This is a genomic window from Scandinavium sp. (assembly GCF_032012665.1).
Taxonomy (GTDB): Bacteria; Pseudomonadota; Gammaproteobacteria; order Enterobacterales; family Enterobacteriaceae; genus Scandinavium.
Genome location: NZ_DALZVG010000006.1, coordinates 1 through 15787 on the forward strand (window position 1 = coordinate 1; position 15787 = coordinate 15787).

Below are 15787 nucleotides of genomic sequence, written 5' to 3' on the forward strand. Positions count from 1 at the left end.
CCCAGAAATACCCGGTGAGAAAAACTGCTGATCACCTTAAGTGACCAGCATTAGGACATTCTCCCGGCTTTTTTACGCCTGTACTTTCTTCATCAGCGCCTGTTTTTCCTGCGCCGAAAGAAACGCGATTTCCAGCCCGTTAATTTGCGCCTGGCGAATTTGTGCCGCCGACAAACCTGCTGCCGGAGCCGCAACCTCATATTCATGAATCAGATCAACGCCCTGAACTGCCGGATCGTCGGTATTCAGCGAGGCCAGCACGCCGTGCTCGAGGAATGTTTTCAGCGGATGACGCGCCAGCTCTGCTACGGTGCTGGTCTGAATGTTGGAGGTCAGGCAGGATTCAATCCCGATGCGCTGTTCAACGAGGAAATCCATCAGGGCAGGATCTTCAACGGCCTTCACGCCGTGACCGATGCGCTCCGCGCCCAGTTCACGAATCGCCTGCCAGATGCTTTCCGGGCCAGCGGCTTCGCCGGCGTGTACGGTAATGCGCCAGCCTGCATCGCGTGCGCGGTTGAAATGATTCAGGAACAGGCTGCCCGGGAAACCGAGTTCATCGCCCGCCAGATCGAGCGCGGTAATGCCATCGCGGTGGGCAAGCAGGGCATTAAGCTCCTGTTCGCAGGCGGCTTCGCCAAAAGTGCGGCTCATGATGCCAATCAGGTTTGCCTTTACCGGGAAATCACGGCAGCCTTCCTGCACGCCGGCGATCACAGCTTCCACCACGCCAGCAACGGGCAGATTGTGGGCCATTGCCATGTAGCGTGGGGAGAAGCGCAGCTCGACGTAATCAATGCCGTTGCGGGCAGCGTCTTCAATGTTTTCCCATGCAACGCGACGACAGGCGTCTAAATCGGCCAGGACTTTGACCCCCCAGTCGAGTTTGCTGAGGAAGCTCACCAGATCGGGTTCAAGGCTGGTAACCTGCACGTGCGGACGCAACGCGTCCAGCGAGTCAGCAGGCAGGGCAATATTATGCTGGCGACCGAGTTCGAGAATGGTTTGTGCGCGAATGTTGCCATCAAGGTGGCGGTGAATGTCTGTCAGGGGCAGGTCTTTATGAATCATGGTCGCACTCTTTTTTTAGGTAAAGTGCGACACATTATAAAGCCAAAACGGCGCTAAAAGCTATTTTGCGCAACGAAAAACTCTGTTGCGCAACAGAATCAGCGGACGGCGTGCAGTGCGTTAATCAGCGCCTGAACGCCTTTCTCAAGTTTGCTGCGTGGGCACCCGGCATTAAGACGTACAAAACCGTTACCTTCTTCTCCGTAGGTATATCCTGGCATGATGGCGACCTTTTGCTGCTCAATCAGTACTTTTTGCAGTAGCTTGTCGTCAACGTGTAGCGGGCGTAAATCAATCCACGCCAGGTAAGTCGACTCTGGCGGCTGCCAGTTGAGTTCCGGGAAAGCGGTATTCAGCTCGTGGGCGATATAGCGCATATTTTCCTGCAAATAATCCCGCAGGGCATCCAGCCAGGATTCACCTTTTTCGTAGGCGGCAATGTGTGCGATAACCGCCGGAATCGATGGCGAGGAGAGCCCGTCACGGCCTTTCAGGGCATTCAGGTATCCGTCGCGGGAGGATTGTTCACCAATCAGCCCGTAAGCTCCGGTAAGGGCTGGAATATTGAAGCTTTTCGAGCCGGAGGTAAACAGTGCCCAGTCGTTCTGCGCCACCTCGCACCAGGGAATATGGCGACGCCCGTTCCAGGTCATATCCATATGAATTTCGTCGCTGATAACCTTGACGTTATGCTTCTGGCACAGGCTGGCAATCGTGCTCAGCTCTTCGCGCGTCCACACTTTGCCGGTCGGGTTATGTGGGCTGCACAGCAGCAGAATTTTGTTGCGTGGCTCTGCAACAACGCTTTCAAGCAGCGCCATATCGCAGAACCAGCCTTCGCCGGTGTGGTGCAGCGGCACGGCGGCGATATTGCGCTTATTGCCTTCAATGGCTTTGTAGAAGGCATCGTAAGCGGGGGTATGCACCACGATGCCGTCGCCTTCGTCGGACCACTGACGGATCATCTGCGAAACCATGTAGATAACCGACGGGCCGTACACGATATGGTCGGTATCGATGATGCTGTCGAAACGCTTGCGGAACCAGTGCTGGATTGCACCGAGAAACTCATCGTTTTTCCAGCGGCTGTAGCCGAGCACGCCGTGGCTGAGACGCTGGCTGATGGCCTCCAGCACGCAAGGCGCGGTGGCGAAATCCATGTCGGAGATGGTGAAGGGTAGCAAATCGGCGGTGCCAAAGCGGTCGGCAACGTAATCCCACTGGGTACACCAGGTGCCGTGGCGATCGATAACCGTTGAGAAATCAAACATGGGAAACTCCATTTCGGTCAAACGAGGAATAACACATTTTCCCCCTCCAGGACGAAGGGGGAAAGGGGATTTACGCCTGAACAGGGCTCATCAGTGAGGATAATTCATCTTTTACCGACTGAACCTGCGGCCCAATCACAACCTGCAGGCTGTGCTCGTTGAGCTTAACCACACCGATAGCGCGGTTGGCTTTCAGCGCATCAGCGTCAACTTTGCTCATATCCTCAATGGACAGACGCAGACGGGTCAGGCAGTTGTCGAGGCTGGAAATGTTCTCCGCGCCACCGAGCGCAGCGAGGATCGCCGGGGTGTTGTAGCCGGATTTCCCGGTCACGCCTGCGACCGCTTTTTCTACGCTGGACGCAGTTTCGATATCCCGGCCCGGCGTTTTGATGTTAAAGCGGGTGATGGCGAAGCGGAAGATAACGTAGTAAACCGCAAACCAGATAGCCGCAACAACCGGCACCAGATACCACTTGGTGGCCAGGCCGTGCAGGATCCCGAATACCACGAAATCGATGACGTTGCCGTCAGTGTTACCGATGGTCACACCCAGAACAGCCATCACAGTGAAGCCAAGGCCGGTCAGCAGCGCGTGGATAACAAACAATACCGGAGCCACGAACAGGAACAGGAATTCAATCGGCTCTGTAGTCCCGCCCACGACGCAGGCAATCACGCCGGAGATGAGCAGCCCTTTAATTTTGTGACGGTTTTCCGGACGAGCACAGTGGTACATCGCCAGTGCCGCACCCGGCAGGCCGCCGAGGAAGGCAGGCATTTTCCCCTGAGACAGGAAGCGGGTGGCGCTTTCAGAGAAGCCGTGAGTGGTCGGGCAACTCAGCTGCGCCTGGAAGATAGTCAGCGCGCCGCTGACGGAATGACCGCAGACGTCCATGGTGCCGCCCGCTTCGGTGAAGCGAATCAGGGCAACCAGAATATGCTGCAGGCCGAACGGTAACAGCAGGCGTTCACCGGTACCGAAGATCATTGGCCCGAATTCGCCCGCGCTGTTAATCACATAGCCCAGGCCGTTAATGCCTTTAGCAAAGAAAGGCCAGATAAGCGGGATAGCCAGACCGACCAGGCCGAGCACCAGGGTGGTGATGATTGGCACAAAGCGGGTGCCGCCAAAGAATGCCAGCGCATCCGGCAGACGAATGGTGTGAAAACGCTCGTGCAGCATCCACACAATAACGCCGCAAATTACCGCACCCAGGATACCGGTATCGATGGACTGGATACCAATAATGCTCTGGATGTTGTTGGCTTTCAGGATAGCCGCATCTGTTGTCGGCAGAATACCTTTCGCGGTCAACCAGAAGTTGACCGACAGATTCATCACTGCGTAACCCACAAAGCCCGCGAATGCCGCGACGCCTTTGTTATCGCGCGCCAGCCCCAGCGGGATGGCGATACAGAACATCACCGGCAGGAAGCTGAAGGCGAACGAGCCCATTTTGCTCATCCACATGAAGAGCGCCTGCAGGAACGGAGTGTCCAGCCACGGCAGTAGCGTGGTGACGTCATGGCTGCTCAGCGAGCTGCCGATCCCCATCATGATCCCGCAGAAAGAGAGAAGTGCCACTGGCAACATGAAGGTCTTACCCAGCTGCTGGAAAAATTCCCAGACGGTGGTCTTAGGTGCTGCTTTCGCCGTCATAAAACGACTCCTTGTCCCGATAAAACTGTTGTAGTTGTAGAATGCAGCGGAAAGATAAAACGTTTTACCTAATTTTAGTGCGAGCAAAATCACATAATCAAACGATAATAAGGTTTATAAATATAACCCATTGATAAAACGTTTTATCGCTACACGGGAGTGGCATCGGCGCATGGCCATTGCAAAAAAAGTCACCATCAACGATGTCGCACAGGCGGCGGGGGTCTCCGTGGCCACCGTATCGCTGGTATTAAGCGGTAAAGGGCGTATCTCGATTGCCACCGGTGAGCGCGTCAACCAGGCGATAGAACAACTTGGCTTTGTGCGTAACCGCCAGGCGGCCTCGCTGCGCGGCGGACAAACGGGCGTGATTGGGCTTATTGTTGGCGATCTTTGTGCGCCATTTTACGCAGAGCTTGCCGCCGGGATGATTGAGGCGCTGGAGTCCCGGGGCAAAATGGTGTTTCTCACCCAGGGCGGGCGCAAGGGCGAACATATGCTTCAGCGCTTTGACACGCTGGTCTCACAGGGCGTAGACGGTGTGGTGATTGCCGGGGCGGTGGACAGAGGTGCGGAACTGCGCGATAAGGCTGAAGAGAACGGCGTGCCGCTGGTCTTCGCTTCCCGGGCAAGCTATCTCGACGACGTCGATTTAATTCGCCCGGACAACATGCAGGCGGCGCAAATGCTGACCGAACATCTTATTCGCAAAGGCCATCAGCGCATCGCCTGGATTGGCGGGCAAAGTGCGTCGCTGACACGTGCAGAACGCGTTGGCGGCTACTGTGCCACGCTGCTGAAATTCGGTTTGCCGTTCCACAGTGAATGGGTTATCGAGTGTGAAGCCACGCAAAAACAGGCGTCACAGGCGTTGACGACGCTGCTGCGCCATAATCCGACCATTACCGCCGTGGTTTGCTACAACAGCGTAGTGGCGATGGGTGCATGGCTCGGTTTGATGCGTGCGGGCTGGAAAAGCGGCGATGAAGTTGTCGATTACTACGATAAGCGAATTGCGCTTGCCGCTTTCGCAGAAGTGCCGGAGGCAAGCCTGGACGACGCGCCAATGAGCTGGGCAATTACTCCAGCCAGAGAGATGGGGCAAAGCGTTGCGGAGCGAATGCTGCAGCGTATTGTGGACGGTAAAAGCTCCACGCGAAATCAGATCATGCCGCCGCGGCTGGTCAAACAGATATAAAAAAACCGGCTGCATCATGCAGCCGGTTTGCTGTTTATGGGAGCGATCAATCCTGGCTATCTGCCGGTGGCTCCGGGAAATCCGCGGGCGGTTAAGGCTGTGCGGACTGATCCTGCAGGGCCGGTGCGGCATCTCCCTGCGGGGCAGGAATCGCCACGTCAGGTACGCCAAACATGCCGACAAAATCCGCCAGCGGCATCTTCTGCCCGTTGAGCGTCACCTGGCCGTTGGCATACTGCAGGCTGGTCTGAATGTTGTTGTCCTGCTGAGTGGTGATGCGGAACATCTGGCCCATTGCCGCCAGGCCTTTCACCTGCTGGCTCGCCAGCTTTTCTGCATCGGCCTGCTGATAGCCTTCCAGGCGCGCCACCTGCGTCATAAATTCCGTCGCCATGTCCATCGGGATCACCAGCTTACCGTCGAGCGACTTCACGCTGCGATCGACTTCCTGCGCCAGCGTTTGCGGGGCAACGGTCGCCGTAGACGGATCTTTCAGGAACAGCGAAAGATTAAAGGTGGTTTCGCCTTTGCTGTTTTTCCAGCTCAGCGGCGCGATGGTGATCACCGGTTCGCCTTTCAGCAGCAGCGGCAGGGCGCTGAAGAACGCCTCGGTCACCTTCTGCTGGTACACTTCCGGGTTATCCATCATGCCCGGCTGCGCGAGCAGCGCCTGGACTTCGCCGTTATACTGCTGGCTGAACTGATGCCAGGACTGGCCGTCAATCTGACCGACCTTCAGCGCCAGCTTACTGCTGCCCATGTCCTGCCCCTGCAGCTTCAGGCTGTTGAGGGTGTAATCCAGCGAAGTGTTAATTTTTTTGCCGTCATCAGAAAGTGCGGATTTGCCGTCAAGCGTCATGCCATCAAGCAGCGCCAGCTCTTTACCTTCCACGCCGACCGACACTTTATCGAGGGTGACTTTCTGATTGCCAATGCGCTCAGCAAAAGAGGTGAGCTTGCTGTCGCCTTCGGTCCTGAGGTTGTTAAAGGTGAGCTGGACCTTCTGGTTGTACTCGTTGACCGCGTTAATCACGCCGCTTTCAACGTTACCGTTCAGTGAGAAGACGTTGCCGTCTTTGTCGGCATCGAGTTTGAAGTCACCGCCGCTGAGGGCGACTTTCTCTTCGCCTTTTTCGTAGTTCAGCGGCTTGAGGTTGATGTCTGAACGGGTGTCACCGGCATAGCTAATGCGGGTGCTGATATCGAACGGCGACTGGCCTTTGGCCAGGTCAAACAGCTGTTTGGTGGTGTCGTTGTTCACCAGCTGAGAGTTGACGGTCGCCATTGCTGGCGCAAGGTTGAATGACTTCAGCGAGACCAGCGGGAAGGGGCCGTGAGACACATTTTCATCCAGAACGACGGTCTGCCCCGGCTTCAGCCAGCTGCTTTTCGCGCCGTCAGCGGGCTTCACGACCATCTGTAAGTGACTGCTGAACACGCCGCGCTGGTAGTTCTGATACGCAAGCTGAATACCCGCCTCCGGCGCGGTGCTGGCCAGCTGTGCGTTTGCCTGCGCCACCATATCGGCCAGACGACCTTCCAGTTGTTTACCCGTGTACCAGGAGCCCCCGGTCCATACCACTCCTAAAGCCACAATAATGCCAACTGCAACCAGCGATTTTTTCATAGCGTTTGTCCATAAAATGAAAACAGGCGGAATCAACCGCCTGTGATGTCGTAAGGCAACCTCAAGCTTAGCAAGAGTTCCTCAGATCTTCAGTATTTACTTAAGCTTATTATAAACGCGGGCGACACGACCGACGCCGCTCAGGCGGACCGGTGACTCATTTGCGGCCACAAATGCAGATTCGCCTGGCTTCAGCACCAGCTGCTGTTCGCCTTTGCTTAGCACCGCTTCGCCTTCCAGGCAGAACAGAATTGCCGCGCTCTGCTGAGCCACGTCGGCACCCTGAGTTGTGAGGTCATGCAAAGAGAAGGCAAAATCGTCGACCGGAATAGGGAAGTCCAGCTCAGCGCCGTGCTTAGTCGGTTGCGTCAGCAGTTCTGCGGCCGGTTTTGGCGTAAACTTCACGTTGGCGACCAGCTCCGGGATATCGATGTATTTCGGCGTCAGGCCCGCGCGCAGAACGTTATCGGAGTTCGCCATCACCTCAAGCGCCACGCCCTGCAAATAGGCATGCGGGGTTTCAGCGAACAGGAACATCGCTTCACCCGGTTTGAGCTTCACGACGTTCAGCAGCAGCGGAGAGAAGAGGCCGCTGTCATCCGGGTAGAATTGGGCGATAAAGCGGATGGTTTCCCACGGCTCGCCCTGCTGGCTGTTCAGTGCCGCTTTCAGCACGGCCAGCGCACGGGATTTCTCTTCGCCCTGCATATTGAGCAGGCTGGCGAACAGCTGGCTCAGGCGTTCGGCGTTGGGCTCCTGTAAGAAATGCGCAATCGAGGCGTGTGCGCCAGAGACGGGCTGCAGCAAGGAAACGATATCGGAAAACTCACGGAAGGCGTTCATCGCAAGGAACGGGGTGAGGGCGAAAACCAGCTCCGGTTTGTGGTTCGGATCTTTGTAGTTACGTTCGGCAGCATCCAGTGGAATACCTGCGGCGTTTTCTTTGGTGAACCCTTCTTCGGAGGCTTTCTTATTTGGGTGCACCTGAATCGACAGCGGGTTGTCGGCGCACAGAACTTTGAACAGGAACGGCAGCTCGCCGAAACGCTCAGCGACGTTACGCCCCAGCAGGGTGGCTTTATCGGCGTCGATCACATCGCGCAGGCTGCGGGTCTGACCGCTGGCATCGGTGATTTTTGAGCTGCTCTTCGGGTGCGCGCCCATCCACAGCTCTGCCATTGGCAGATTGTCCGGATTGGCGATGCCGTAGAGTTCCGTTAACGCAGTATGACTGCCCCAGGCGTAGTTCTGCACTGAGTTGATGAGTTTTTGCATTATCAAGCCCTGTATTCATAAGGAAATTAACTGCCCGTATTAAACCAATAAAACCGCGCAGAAGTCACCTTCTCAGGGAAAAAGTCGTCCTTGTCTCAGTTTTTGTTAAAAAATTGTGTAGGATATGCGGACTCGCTTTTCTCCTGGGCAGAACGGAAAGTTGCCCGATAATAATCAGCCAATGTCGTAAGTGAGAGCACAATGTCGAATAAACCTTTTGTCTGGCAGGATCCTTTTCCACTGAAAAAGGATGACGCTGAATACTATCTCCTCAGCTCAGATCACGTCTCCATGGCCGAATTCGAAGGCCAGCAAATCCTCAAAGTTGACCCGCAGGCGCTGACGCTGCTCGCTAAGCACGCCTTCCACGATGCTTCATTCATGCTGCGCCCGGCGCACCAGCAGCAGGTGGCGGATATTCTCAGCGACCCGCAGGCCAGCGAAAACGACAAATACGTGGCGCTGCAGTTCCTGCGTAACTCGGATATTGCGGCCAAAGGCATTCTGCCGACCTGCCAGGATACCGGCACGGCGATCATCGTCGGTAAAAAAGGCCAGCGCGTCTGGACCGGCGGCGGTGACGAAGCCGCCCTCGCTCGCGGCGTGTATGAAACCTACACCGAAGACAACCTGCGCTATTCGCAGAATGCGCCACTGGATATGTACAAAGAGGTCAACACCGGCACCAACCTGCCGGCGCAGATTGATCTCTACAGCGTGGATGGCGACGAGTACAAATTCCTGTGCATCGCCAAAGGCGGTGGCTCTGCTAACAAAACTTATCTCTACCAGGAAACCAAAGCGCTGATCACCCCGGCGAAGCTGAAAAACTACCTGGTCGAAAAAATGCGTACGCTTGGCACTGCGGCTTGTCCGCCGTACCACGTTGCCTTCGTGATTGGCGGGACTTCCGCAGAAGCTACTCTGAAAACCGTGAAGCTGGCGTCGACCAAATACTACGATGGCCTGCCAACCGAAGGGAACGAGCATGGTCAGGCTTTTCGCGATATTCAGCTTGAGCAGGAGCTGCTGGTGGAAGCGCAGAACCTGGGCCTTGGCGCGCAGTTTGGCGGCAAGTATTTCGCCCACGATATTCGCGTGATCCGCCTGCCGCGCCATGGCGCATCCTGCCCAATTGGCATGGGCGTTTCCTGCTCCGCAGACCGTAACATCAAAGCGAAAATCAACCGCGAAGGCGTGTGGATTGAGAAGCTTGAGCACAATCCGGGGAAATACATCCCCGAAGAATTACGCAACGCAGGCGAGGGCGAGGCTGTACGCATCGATCTGAATCGCCCAATGAAAGAGATCCTGGCGCAGCTTTCTGATTTCCCTGTTTCCACGCGATTGTCGCTGAACGGCACTATTATCGTGGCGCGCGACATTGCCCATGCGAAGCTTAAAGAGCGTATGGACAAAGGTGAAGGGCTGCCGCAGTACGTCAAAGATCACCCTATTTACTACGCGGGCCCGGCGAAAACGCCTGAAGGCTATGCCTCCGGTTCTCTCGGCCCGACAACGGCAGGACGTATGGATTCTTACGTCGATCAGCTGCAGTCTGAAGGCGGCAGCATGATCATGCTGGCTAAAGGCAACCGCAGCCAGCAGGTGACGGACGCATGCCACAAGCACGGCGGCTTCTACCTCGGCAGTATCGGCGGCCCGGCAGCCGTGCTGGCGCAGGGCAGCATCAAGAGCCTGGAGTGCGTCGAGTACCCGGAACTGGGGATGGAAGCTATCTGGAAAATCGAAGTGGAGGATTTCCCGGCGTTCATTCTGGTGGACGATAAGGGGAACGACTTCTTCCAGCAGATTAAATCCGGCCAGTGCTCTGCCTGTGTGAAATAACCCTGTTGCCGGGTGGCGCTAACGCTGACCCGGCCTGCATGAGGTTTTGTAGGCCCGGTAAGGCTGTGCCGCCGCCGGGCAATCCAGAGACAAATAAAAGAGCGCACAAAGCGCCATGCACGATTCCTGAAGTCATCAATACTTTATTCTTTGAAGCCCTGTGAGCAAGGCCATTCACATCACTGTGTTATCAAGGAGTAAGACATGACTACCCATCGCCGCGAAAGCGATTCCATGGGCGCGATTGAGGTGCCAGCCGACAAACTCTGGGGGGCGCAAACTCAGCGTTCGCTCGAACATTTCCGCATCTCTACTGAAAAAATGCCCGTCTCGCTGATCGCTGCCCTTGCGCTGACCAAACGCGCCGCCGCCAAGGTGAACCAGGATTTGCAGCTGCTGTCGGATGAAAAAGCCAATGCCATCGTGAGCGCCGCAGATGAGGTGCTCGCCGGAAAGCACGCCGATGAGTTCCCGCTCGCTATCTGGCAGACCGGTTCCGGTACCCAAAGCAATATGAATATGAATGAAGTACTGGCGAACCGTGCGAGCGAGCTGCTCGGCGGCGTACGCGGTATGGAACGCAAAATTCACCCTAACGACGACGTCAACAAAAGCCAGAGTTCGAACGATGTGTTCCCGACGGCGATGCACGTCGCGGCGGTCATTGCCCTGCGCGAACATCTGATCCCACAGCTTCAGGTGCTGAAGAAAACCCTGAGCAATAAATCTCACGCCTTCGCGGACATCGTGAAAATCGGACGTACCCATTTGCAGGATGCCACGCCGCTGACGCTGGGTCAGGAAATTTCAGGCTGGGTGGCGATGCTGGAACATAACCTGAAGCATATTGAGCTCACGCTGCCGCATCTTAGTGAACTGGCGCTTGGCGGCACGGCGGTCGGGACCGGACTGAACACCCATCCGGAATACGCAAAGCGCGTCGCTGAGGAGCTGGCGGCCATCACCCGTCAGCCGTTTGTGACTGCGCCGAATAAGTTTGAAGCGCTGGCAACCTGCGATGCGCTGGTTCATGCGCATGGTGCGCTGAAAGGGCTGGCGGCATCGATGATGAAAATTGCCAATGACGTTCGCTGGCTGGCTTCGGGGCCGCGCTGTGGTATTGGTGAACTGTCGATTCCGGAAAATGAGCCGGGTAGCTCGATCATGCCGGGGAAAGTGAATCCGACGCAGTGCGAAGCGATGACCATGCTGTGCTGTCAGGTAATGGGTAATGACGTGGCGGTGAACATGGGCGGCGCGTCCGGGAACTTTGAACTGAACGTTTATCGCCCGATGGTGATTCATAATTTCCTCCAGTCTGTGCGCCTGCTGGCGGACGGTATGGAGAGTTTCAATGAGCACTGCGCGGCAGGCATCGAGCCGAACCGGGCGCGTATCGATCAGCTGCTTAATGAATCACTGATGCTGGTGACGGCGCTCAATACCCATATTGGCTACGATAAGGCGGCAGAAATTGCCAAAAAGGCGCATAAGGAAGGGCTGACGCTGAAGGCCTCGGCTTTAAAGCTCGGCTACCTGACGGAAGCCGAATTTGACGAATGGGTGCGCCCGGAAGCAATGGTCGGCAGCATGAAGCTCAGTCACTAGCCACGTACAGGTGCAGACGCGGAATAATGAGTTCCAGCGACTGCGCCTCGGGTTTGTAGCGATACTGGATTTTATCTTCGTCGTAATTCAGTAATTCCCCGACGTCCGGCACGCTGACGCCCCGCGTGCCGGATATCAGCGCGATCATCGGACCGGAACAGGCGTACTGCACCTGCTTCTGTTGTCCGGCATACCACACGCGGGCGATCGGCTGCACCTTCACCGGCCGCTTAATTTTTAGCTTCGCTTTCTGCGGCAGCGCAGCGACATCCTGATATTCCCGCTCGAGCTTCGCCTGCCACTGCTCGCGCGTGAACGGTGGCACTGAACGCGGCGAACGCAGGCTGTTTTCCAGCTGCTTAAGCACGTCATCGCGAGTCAGGTTCTTAATGATATGTTTGTTTGCCCAGCCGAAGCGGATTGTCGCCGGATCGCGCAGCAGCGTCAGTGAGCGATAGGCACTGAGCGTCATCAGGCCGGGAAGATGGTGATGCACCCATTCAAAACGGGCGGCAGAAGGCAGGCCCGATTCAACGGTCACCATATGCTCAAATGCCGCCTTCAGCGCGTTGATGCTACCGATCCTGCTCTCCAGCGCCGCAAGCTGGTCTGTACCGGGTTGTAAACAAATTACGCCTGGCAGGCGCACGGCGGCCTTGCTGCTGCGGTGCTCCGACTGCTGCTGAATAAACAGGTGGCTGAAGTGTCTGAGCGCCATCTGCCGTGCGGTTTCTCCCAGGTGCTGGGTGACCGCAATGTTCGACAGCGGATCGTGTTCCTTCTCTTTACTCACTTCCGGCAGCTCAAACACCCGGGCGGTAAGCAGATGGCTGTCGGCCAGCATCTGCTGCAGTTCCAGCAGCTCGTGTTCCATCTGGCGAAAGGTGGTGGTCAGGCGTTCAATCAGATCGTAATCGGCCATGGCGCTCTCATTAGTTACAACATCCTAATTGTTTTAACTGTAGCGCCGTATCGGGCATTGTGCAACGTTCGGTCAGGCAGCGGCGATGGTGGTGCTGACCTGATGACATACCGGCCAGCTGAAGCAAAAACGCGCACCGCCGAGTGGGCTTGCGTCGCAGGTGACTTCGCCGGACATCGCAAGGCCAATGGAGTGCACAATCGCCAGGCCCAGACCGCAGCCGCCAGTGGCACGATCGCGGCTAGGGTCGAGGCGCACAAACGGCTCGAACACGCGTTCGCGTTCATCTGGAGCAATGCCAGGACCGTCGTCATCCACTATCAGCGTGGCGCGCCCGGCGAGCAGGGAAAGACTTACCTGTATTTGCTGACGACTGTAGCGCATGGCGTTGTTCACCAGGTTATCCAGAACGCGTTCCATCAGACGCATGTCCAGCGCGCCGTAATCGCCCCGTGTCAGCTGCACCAGCGTCACGTCGCGCTGAGGGTTGACGGTCTGAATGTCATCAACGTGGGACGTTATCCATGCGGGCAGATCCGGCGTGGTCAGAATCAGTTCGTTCTGCGGACGATCGAGGCGTGCGTAGGTCAGCAGTTCTTCAATCAGCGCTTCAAGCTGGCCGATATCGCGGTTCAGCGCCTGAGATTCGGCATCCGTCAGATTCTCACTCATTTCAAGCCGATAGCGCAGGCGCACCAGCGGCGTGCGCAGCTCGTGGGCAATGCCGTCCGTCAGCTGTTTTTTACTGGCAATCAGGGCATTAATGTTATCGGCCATCTGATTGAATACCACGCCGAGCCGCTCGAAGCTCGACATGCTGTCAAAGTGAATACGTTCGGTCAGGTGGCCCTCGCCAAAGCGCTGAGCTGCCGTTTCGAGGCGTAGCATGTCCTGCCAGTGCGGACGCATCCAGATAAACACCGGGAAGGCGAGCGAGACGGCGATAAACGCCAGCAGCGCTACGTCCAATAGCCGCATCTCGTGCAGATAGTAGAGATACGGCACGGGGCCGACGGCGAGCACGTAGTGGCTGCGCGGAATGCGCTGGATAAAGGTGTACTGATCGTCGAGCGCGACAATATCGCCGCGGCGCAAATGCTCCATGGAGCTTTCCGCCAGCTGGAATTTGTTCAGCGGCTCAATGCGCAGATCGAAGGAGAGATTGAGGTCGAGCTCTTTGAGCGTCTTGCTCCAGTCGCGGGGTGGAATTTCTCGCAGTTCGCTGCGCATCAGGTACAGCGAACTCTTCATCAGGTCGTCAAGGGACTGTCGGCCTGCGCGTTCGGCGGTGAACTTATACACCAGCCCGACCAGCATGGTCATGACCAGAAAGCAGACAAACAGCAGCAGATAAAACTGCACGAACAACTTTTTCATTTCTGGCCCCGTGACGGCAAAAATCAGTTATCCCAGGCGTGGGGCGCGAAAAGGTAGCCCTTGTTACGCACGGTTTTTATACGGTATGGCTCGGTAGCGCTGTCGAGCAGCTTTTTGCGCAGGCGAGAAATGGCAACGTCCACGCTGCGATCCATACCGTCGTAGGTTACGCCGCGCAGATTTTTCAGCAGCGCGTCGCGGTCCATGATTTGCCCGGCGTGGGTAGCCAGCTCCCACAGCAGGTCAAAATCAGCCGTCGAGAGCGTAACGTTGGTGCCGCTCAGCTGAACCTGACGGTTAACGGGGTCGATGGAAAGCGAGCCAAAACGAATGGCTTTGTGTGGCGTAAGGCCGGAAGCAGATTTTTCACTCATCGGCGCGACAACGTGCTGGCGCAAATGCAGGCGCAGACGGGCGAGCAGTACCGCCGGCGGCGTGGTCTTGAGAATATAATCGCTTGCGCCCATTTCCAGTGACAGAATGTGGTTCATATCGCTGTCGAGCGAGGTCAGCAGTACGATAGGCCCTTGCCACTGGGCACGCAGATCGCGGCAAATGGTCATCCCGTCTTTACCGGGCAGCATAATGTCCAGCAGCACCAGATCGGGCTGTTCACGCAGCACCACTTCTTCGGCGCGATCTCCCCTGGGTTCAACGATAACGTCCATATCATGTTTACCGAGATAAGCGGCAATCAGCGATCCGACTTCCGGATCGTCTTCCACAAAAACGATCTTATTCATAACCATTCAGCGCGACGAAAAAAGCTAAAATACACCGCCGTTCTGTAGGGTGCTATTAATCTTTCATAAACAATGTAACTTCCGTTATCCTCAACGCATTCATGAGATAAATTTCAGGCTGAGTCATGGGGTTACTGATTAAAGCGGTGCTGGGCGCGCTGGTGGTGTTACTGATCGGCGTACTGGCAAAAACGAAGAATTATTATATTGCCGGACTGATTCCTTTATTTCCGACTTTTGCTCTGATTGCCCATTATATTGTCGCCAGTGAGCGGGGCACTGAGGCGCTGCGCACGACTATCGTATTTGGGATGTGGTCAATCATTCCTTATTTTCTCTATCTGCTTTCGCTCTGGTATTTCACCGGATTTCTGCGCCTGCCGTTGGCGCTGGCGGGCGCAGTGGTGTGCTGGAGTCTCAGCGCCTGGCTGCTGATTGCGCTCTGGAGCCGGTTTCACTAGCGCAGAGGGCGACCACCGTCGACGCCAAACGAGCGTCCGGTGACGTAACAGCTGGTGAGCAGGTAATCCACCAGATCGAGGATCTCTTTCTCGCCGGGCGCAACCTTCATCAGCGATTTATTCAGCGCGTTCTGGCGGTATTCAGCGTTATCCGTTTCGTTGAACAGGATCATCGCAGGCGCAATCGCATTCACTTTCACTTCCGGCGCAAGCTTGCGGGCAAATGAGCGGGTCATATTATCGAGCGCGGCTTTGCTGGCAGCATAGGCGATGTGCTTGTCGCTGCCTTTTTCGACTACGTAATCGGTGAAGTGAATGATATCGCTTGCCGCATGGCCATGGCCGCGTAAGAGCGGTTCCAGCGCGTGGTTCAGCAGATAGGGCGCGTTAACGTGGATCTGCATCATTTGCTGCATGACGTTGCTCAGGGAGATGCCCGGTTTTTCGGCAATCCAGGCGCTGGCGTTATGGATAATTGCCCGCAGTCCGTCGGTATGAGATTTGACGGCGTCAGCGAAAGCAAGAATGCCTTCATCGGTTGAGAAGTCGGCAGCGATGCACCGTGCACCGGCTTTTTCCAGCACGCCGATCGCGTCATATCGCGTGCGGTAGCTGACGATCACCGGCTGCTGCTGATTCAGAAAATGGTGGGCAAGGGCGAGGCCGATGCGGCGGCCTCCTCCGGTAATCAGGACGGGGCGGGTCAGGCTTTTTCCCATCGTT

The 15787-nt window shown here is 56.4% G+C and carries 13 protein-coding genes; 4 read left to right on the forward strand and 9 right to left on the reverse strand.

What is annotated here, in order from left to right; genetic code table 11:
- Nucleotides 1–72: 72 nt before the first annotated feature.
- The 3 genes from add to malX all read right to left on the reverse strand — a co-directional run bounded on the left by add (nt 73) and on the right by malX (nt 4005).
- A complete protein-coding gene (gene add / locus RTU33_RS07120; protein WP_312626281.1) occupies nt 73–1071 on the reverse strand; it encodes an adenosine deaminase in 999 nt (332 codons plus the stop codon).
- A gap of 98 nt (nt 1072–1169) precedes the next feature.
- On the reverse strand, nt 1170–2342 hold the full coding sequence (locus tag RTU33_RS07125; protein WP_312626282.1) for a MalY/PatB family protein: 1173 nt from the start codon (nt 2340–2342) through the stop codon (nt 1170–1172).
- A gap of 70 nt (nt 2343–2412) precedes the next feature.
- Entirely contained in the window at nt 2413–4005 is a 1593-nt protein-coding gene (malX, locus tag RTU33_RS07130; RefSeq protein ID WP_312626283.1) for a maltose/glucose-specific PTS transporter subunit IIBC, read from the reverse strand.
- Nucleotides 4006–4177: 172 nt separating this feature from the next.
- On the opposite strand from malX, the gene RTU33_RS07135 reads away from it, so the two are divergent.
- Nucleotides 4178–5203 (forward strand): Mal regulon transcriptional regulator MalI, encoded by a 1026-nt coding sequence (locus RTU33_RS07135; protein ID WP_312626284.1) that lies wholly within the window; start codon nt 4178–4180, stop codon nt 5201–5203.
- Nucleotides 5204–5294: 91 nt separating this feature from the next.
- On the opposite strand, the gene RTU33_RS07140 is transcribed toward RTU33_RS07135, so the two are convergent.
- Nucleotides 5295–6830: a YdgA family protein gene (locus tag RTU33_RS07140; RefSeq protein ID WP_312626285.1), complete on the reverse strand. Its 1536-nt coding sequence runs from the start codon at nt 6828–6830 to the stop codon at nt 5295–5297.
- 96 nt (nt 6831–6926) lie between these two features.
- Nucleotides 6927–8105 (reverse strand): mannose-6-phosphate isomerase, encoded by a 1179-nt coding sequence (gene manA / locus RTU33_RS07145; protein WP_312626286.1) that lies wholly within the window; start codon nt 8103–8105, stop codon nt 6927–6929.
- Between the two features lie 201 nt (nt 8106–8306).
- Between manA and fumA the strand changes: the two genes are divergently transcribed.
- Both fumA and fumC read left to right on the forward strand, forming a co-directional pair.
- A complete protein-coding gene (fumA, locus tag RTU33_RS07150; RefSeq protein WP_312626287.1) occupies nt 8307–9953 on the forward strand; it encodes a class I fumarate hydratase FumA in 1647 nt (548 codons plus the stop codon).
- Between the two features lie 204 nt (nt 9954–10157).
- Nucleotides 10158–11561 carry a class II fumarate hydratase gene (gene fumC / locus RTU33_RS07155; protein ID WP_312626288.1) on the forward strand — a complete coding sequence of 468 codons (1404 nt, stop codon included), beginning with the start codon at nt 10158–10160 and terminating at the stop codon, nt 11559–11561.
- Here the strand turns inward: fumC and tus are convergent.
- From tus to rstA, 3 genes are all read right to left on the reverse strand, one after another.
- Entirely contained in the window at nt 11551–12483 is a 933-nt protein-coding gene (gene tus / locus RTU33_RS07160) for a DNA replication terminus site-binding protein (protein ID WP_312626289.1), read from the reverse strand. The two genes, fumC and tus, sit on opposite strands and share 11 nt — an antisense overlap.
- A gap of 72 nt (nt 12484–12555) precedes the next feature.
- Complete coding sequence (rstB, locus tag RTU33_RS07165) at nt 12556–13860, reverse strand: two-component system sensor histidine kinase RstB (RefSeq protein WP_312626290.1); 1305 nt, start codon at nt 13858–13860, stop codon at nt 12556–12558.
- A gap of 23 nt (nt 13861–13883) precedes the next feature.
- On the reverse strand, nt 13884–14603 hold the full coding sequence (rstA, locus tag RTU33_RS07170) for a two-component system response regulator RstA (protein ID WP_312626292.1): 720 nt from the start codon (nt 14601–14603) through the stop codon (nt 13884–13886).
- Between the two features lie 125 nt (nt 14604–14728).
- Here rstA and RTU33_RS07175 point away from each other — a divergent pair, with 125 nt between their 5' ends.
- The gene (locus RTU33_RS07175; RefSeq protein WP_312626293.1) at nt 14729–15064 is read left to right on the forward strand and encodes a GlpM family protein; all 336 of its coding nucleotides are present in this window, start codon (nt 14729–14731) and stop codon (nt 15062–15064) included.
- On the opposite strand, the gene folM is transcribed toward RTU33_RS07175, so the two are convergent.
- Complete coding sequence (gene folM, locus RTU33_RS07180; RefSeq protein WP_312626294.1) at nt 15061–15783, reverse strand: dihydromonapterin reductase; 723 nt, start codon at nt 15781–15783, stop codon at nt 15061–15063. The two genes, RTU33_RS07175 and folM, sit on opposite strands and share 4 nt — an antisense overlap.
- Nucleotides 15784–15787 lie beyond the last annotated feature (4 nt).

Bases quoted from the DNA above. Each gene is read 5' to 3' on its own strand.
- add (WP_312626281.1), bottom strand. From the start codon at position 1,071: ATGATTCATAAAGACCTGCCCCTGACAGACATTCACCGCCACCTTGAT.
- RTU33_RS07125 (WP_312626282.1), bottom strand. From the start codon at position 2,342: ATGTTTGATTTCTCAACGGTTATCGATCGCCACGGCACCTGGTGTACC.
- malX (WP_312626283.1), bottom strand. From the start codon at position 4,005: ATGACGGCGAAAGCAGCACCTAAGACCACCGTCTGGGAATTTTTCCAG.
- RTU33_RS07135 (WP_312626284.1), top strand. From the start codon at position 4,178: ATGGCCATTGCAAAAAAAGTCACCATCAACGATGTCGCACAGGCGGCG.
- RTU33_RS07140 (WP_312626285.1), bottom strand. From the start codon at position 6,830: ATGAAAAAATCGCTGGTTGCAGTTGGCATTATTGTGGCTTTAGGAGTG.
- manA (WP_312626286.1), bottom strand. From the start codon at position 8,105: ATGCAAAAACTCATCAACTCAGTGCAGAACTACGCCTGGGGCAGTCAT.
- fumA (WP_312626287.1), top strand. From the start codon at position 8,307: ATGTCGAATAAACCTTTTGTCTGGCAGGATCCTTTTCCACTGAAAAAG.
- fumC (WP_312626288.1), top strand. From the start codon at position 10,158: ATGACTACCCATCGCCGCGAAAGCGATTCCATGGGCGCGATTGAGGTG.
- tus (WP_312626289.1), bottom strand. From the start codon at position 12,483: ATGGCCGATTACGATCTGATTGAACGCCTGACCACCACCTTTCGCCAG.
- rstB (WP_312626290.1), bottom strand. From the start codon at position 13,860: ATGAAAAAGTTGTTCGTGCAGTTTTATCTGCTGCTGTTTGTCTGCTTT.
- rstA (WP_312626292.1), bottom strand. From the start codon at position 14,603: ATGAATAAGATCGTTTTTGTGGAAGACGATCCGGAAGTCGGATCGCTG.
- RTU33_RS07175 (WP_312626293.1), top strand. From the start codon at position 14,729: ATGGGGTTACTGATTAAAGCGGTGCTGGGCGCGCTGGTGGTGTTACTG.
- folM (WP_312626294.1), bottom strand. From the start codon at position 15,783: ATGGGAAAAAGCCTGACCCGCCCCGTCCTGATTACCGGAGGAGGCCGC.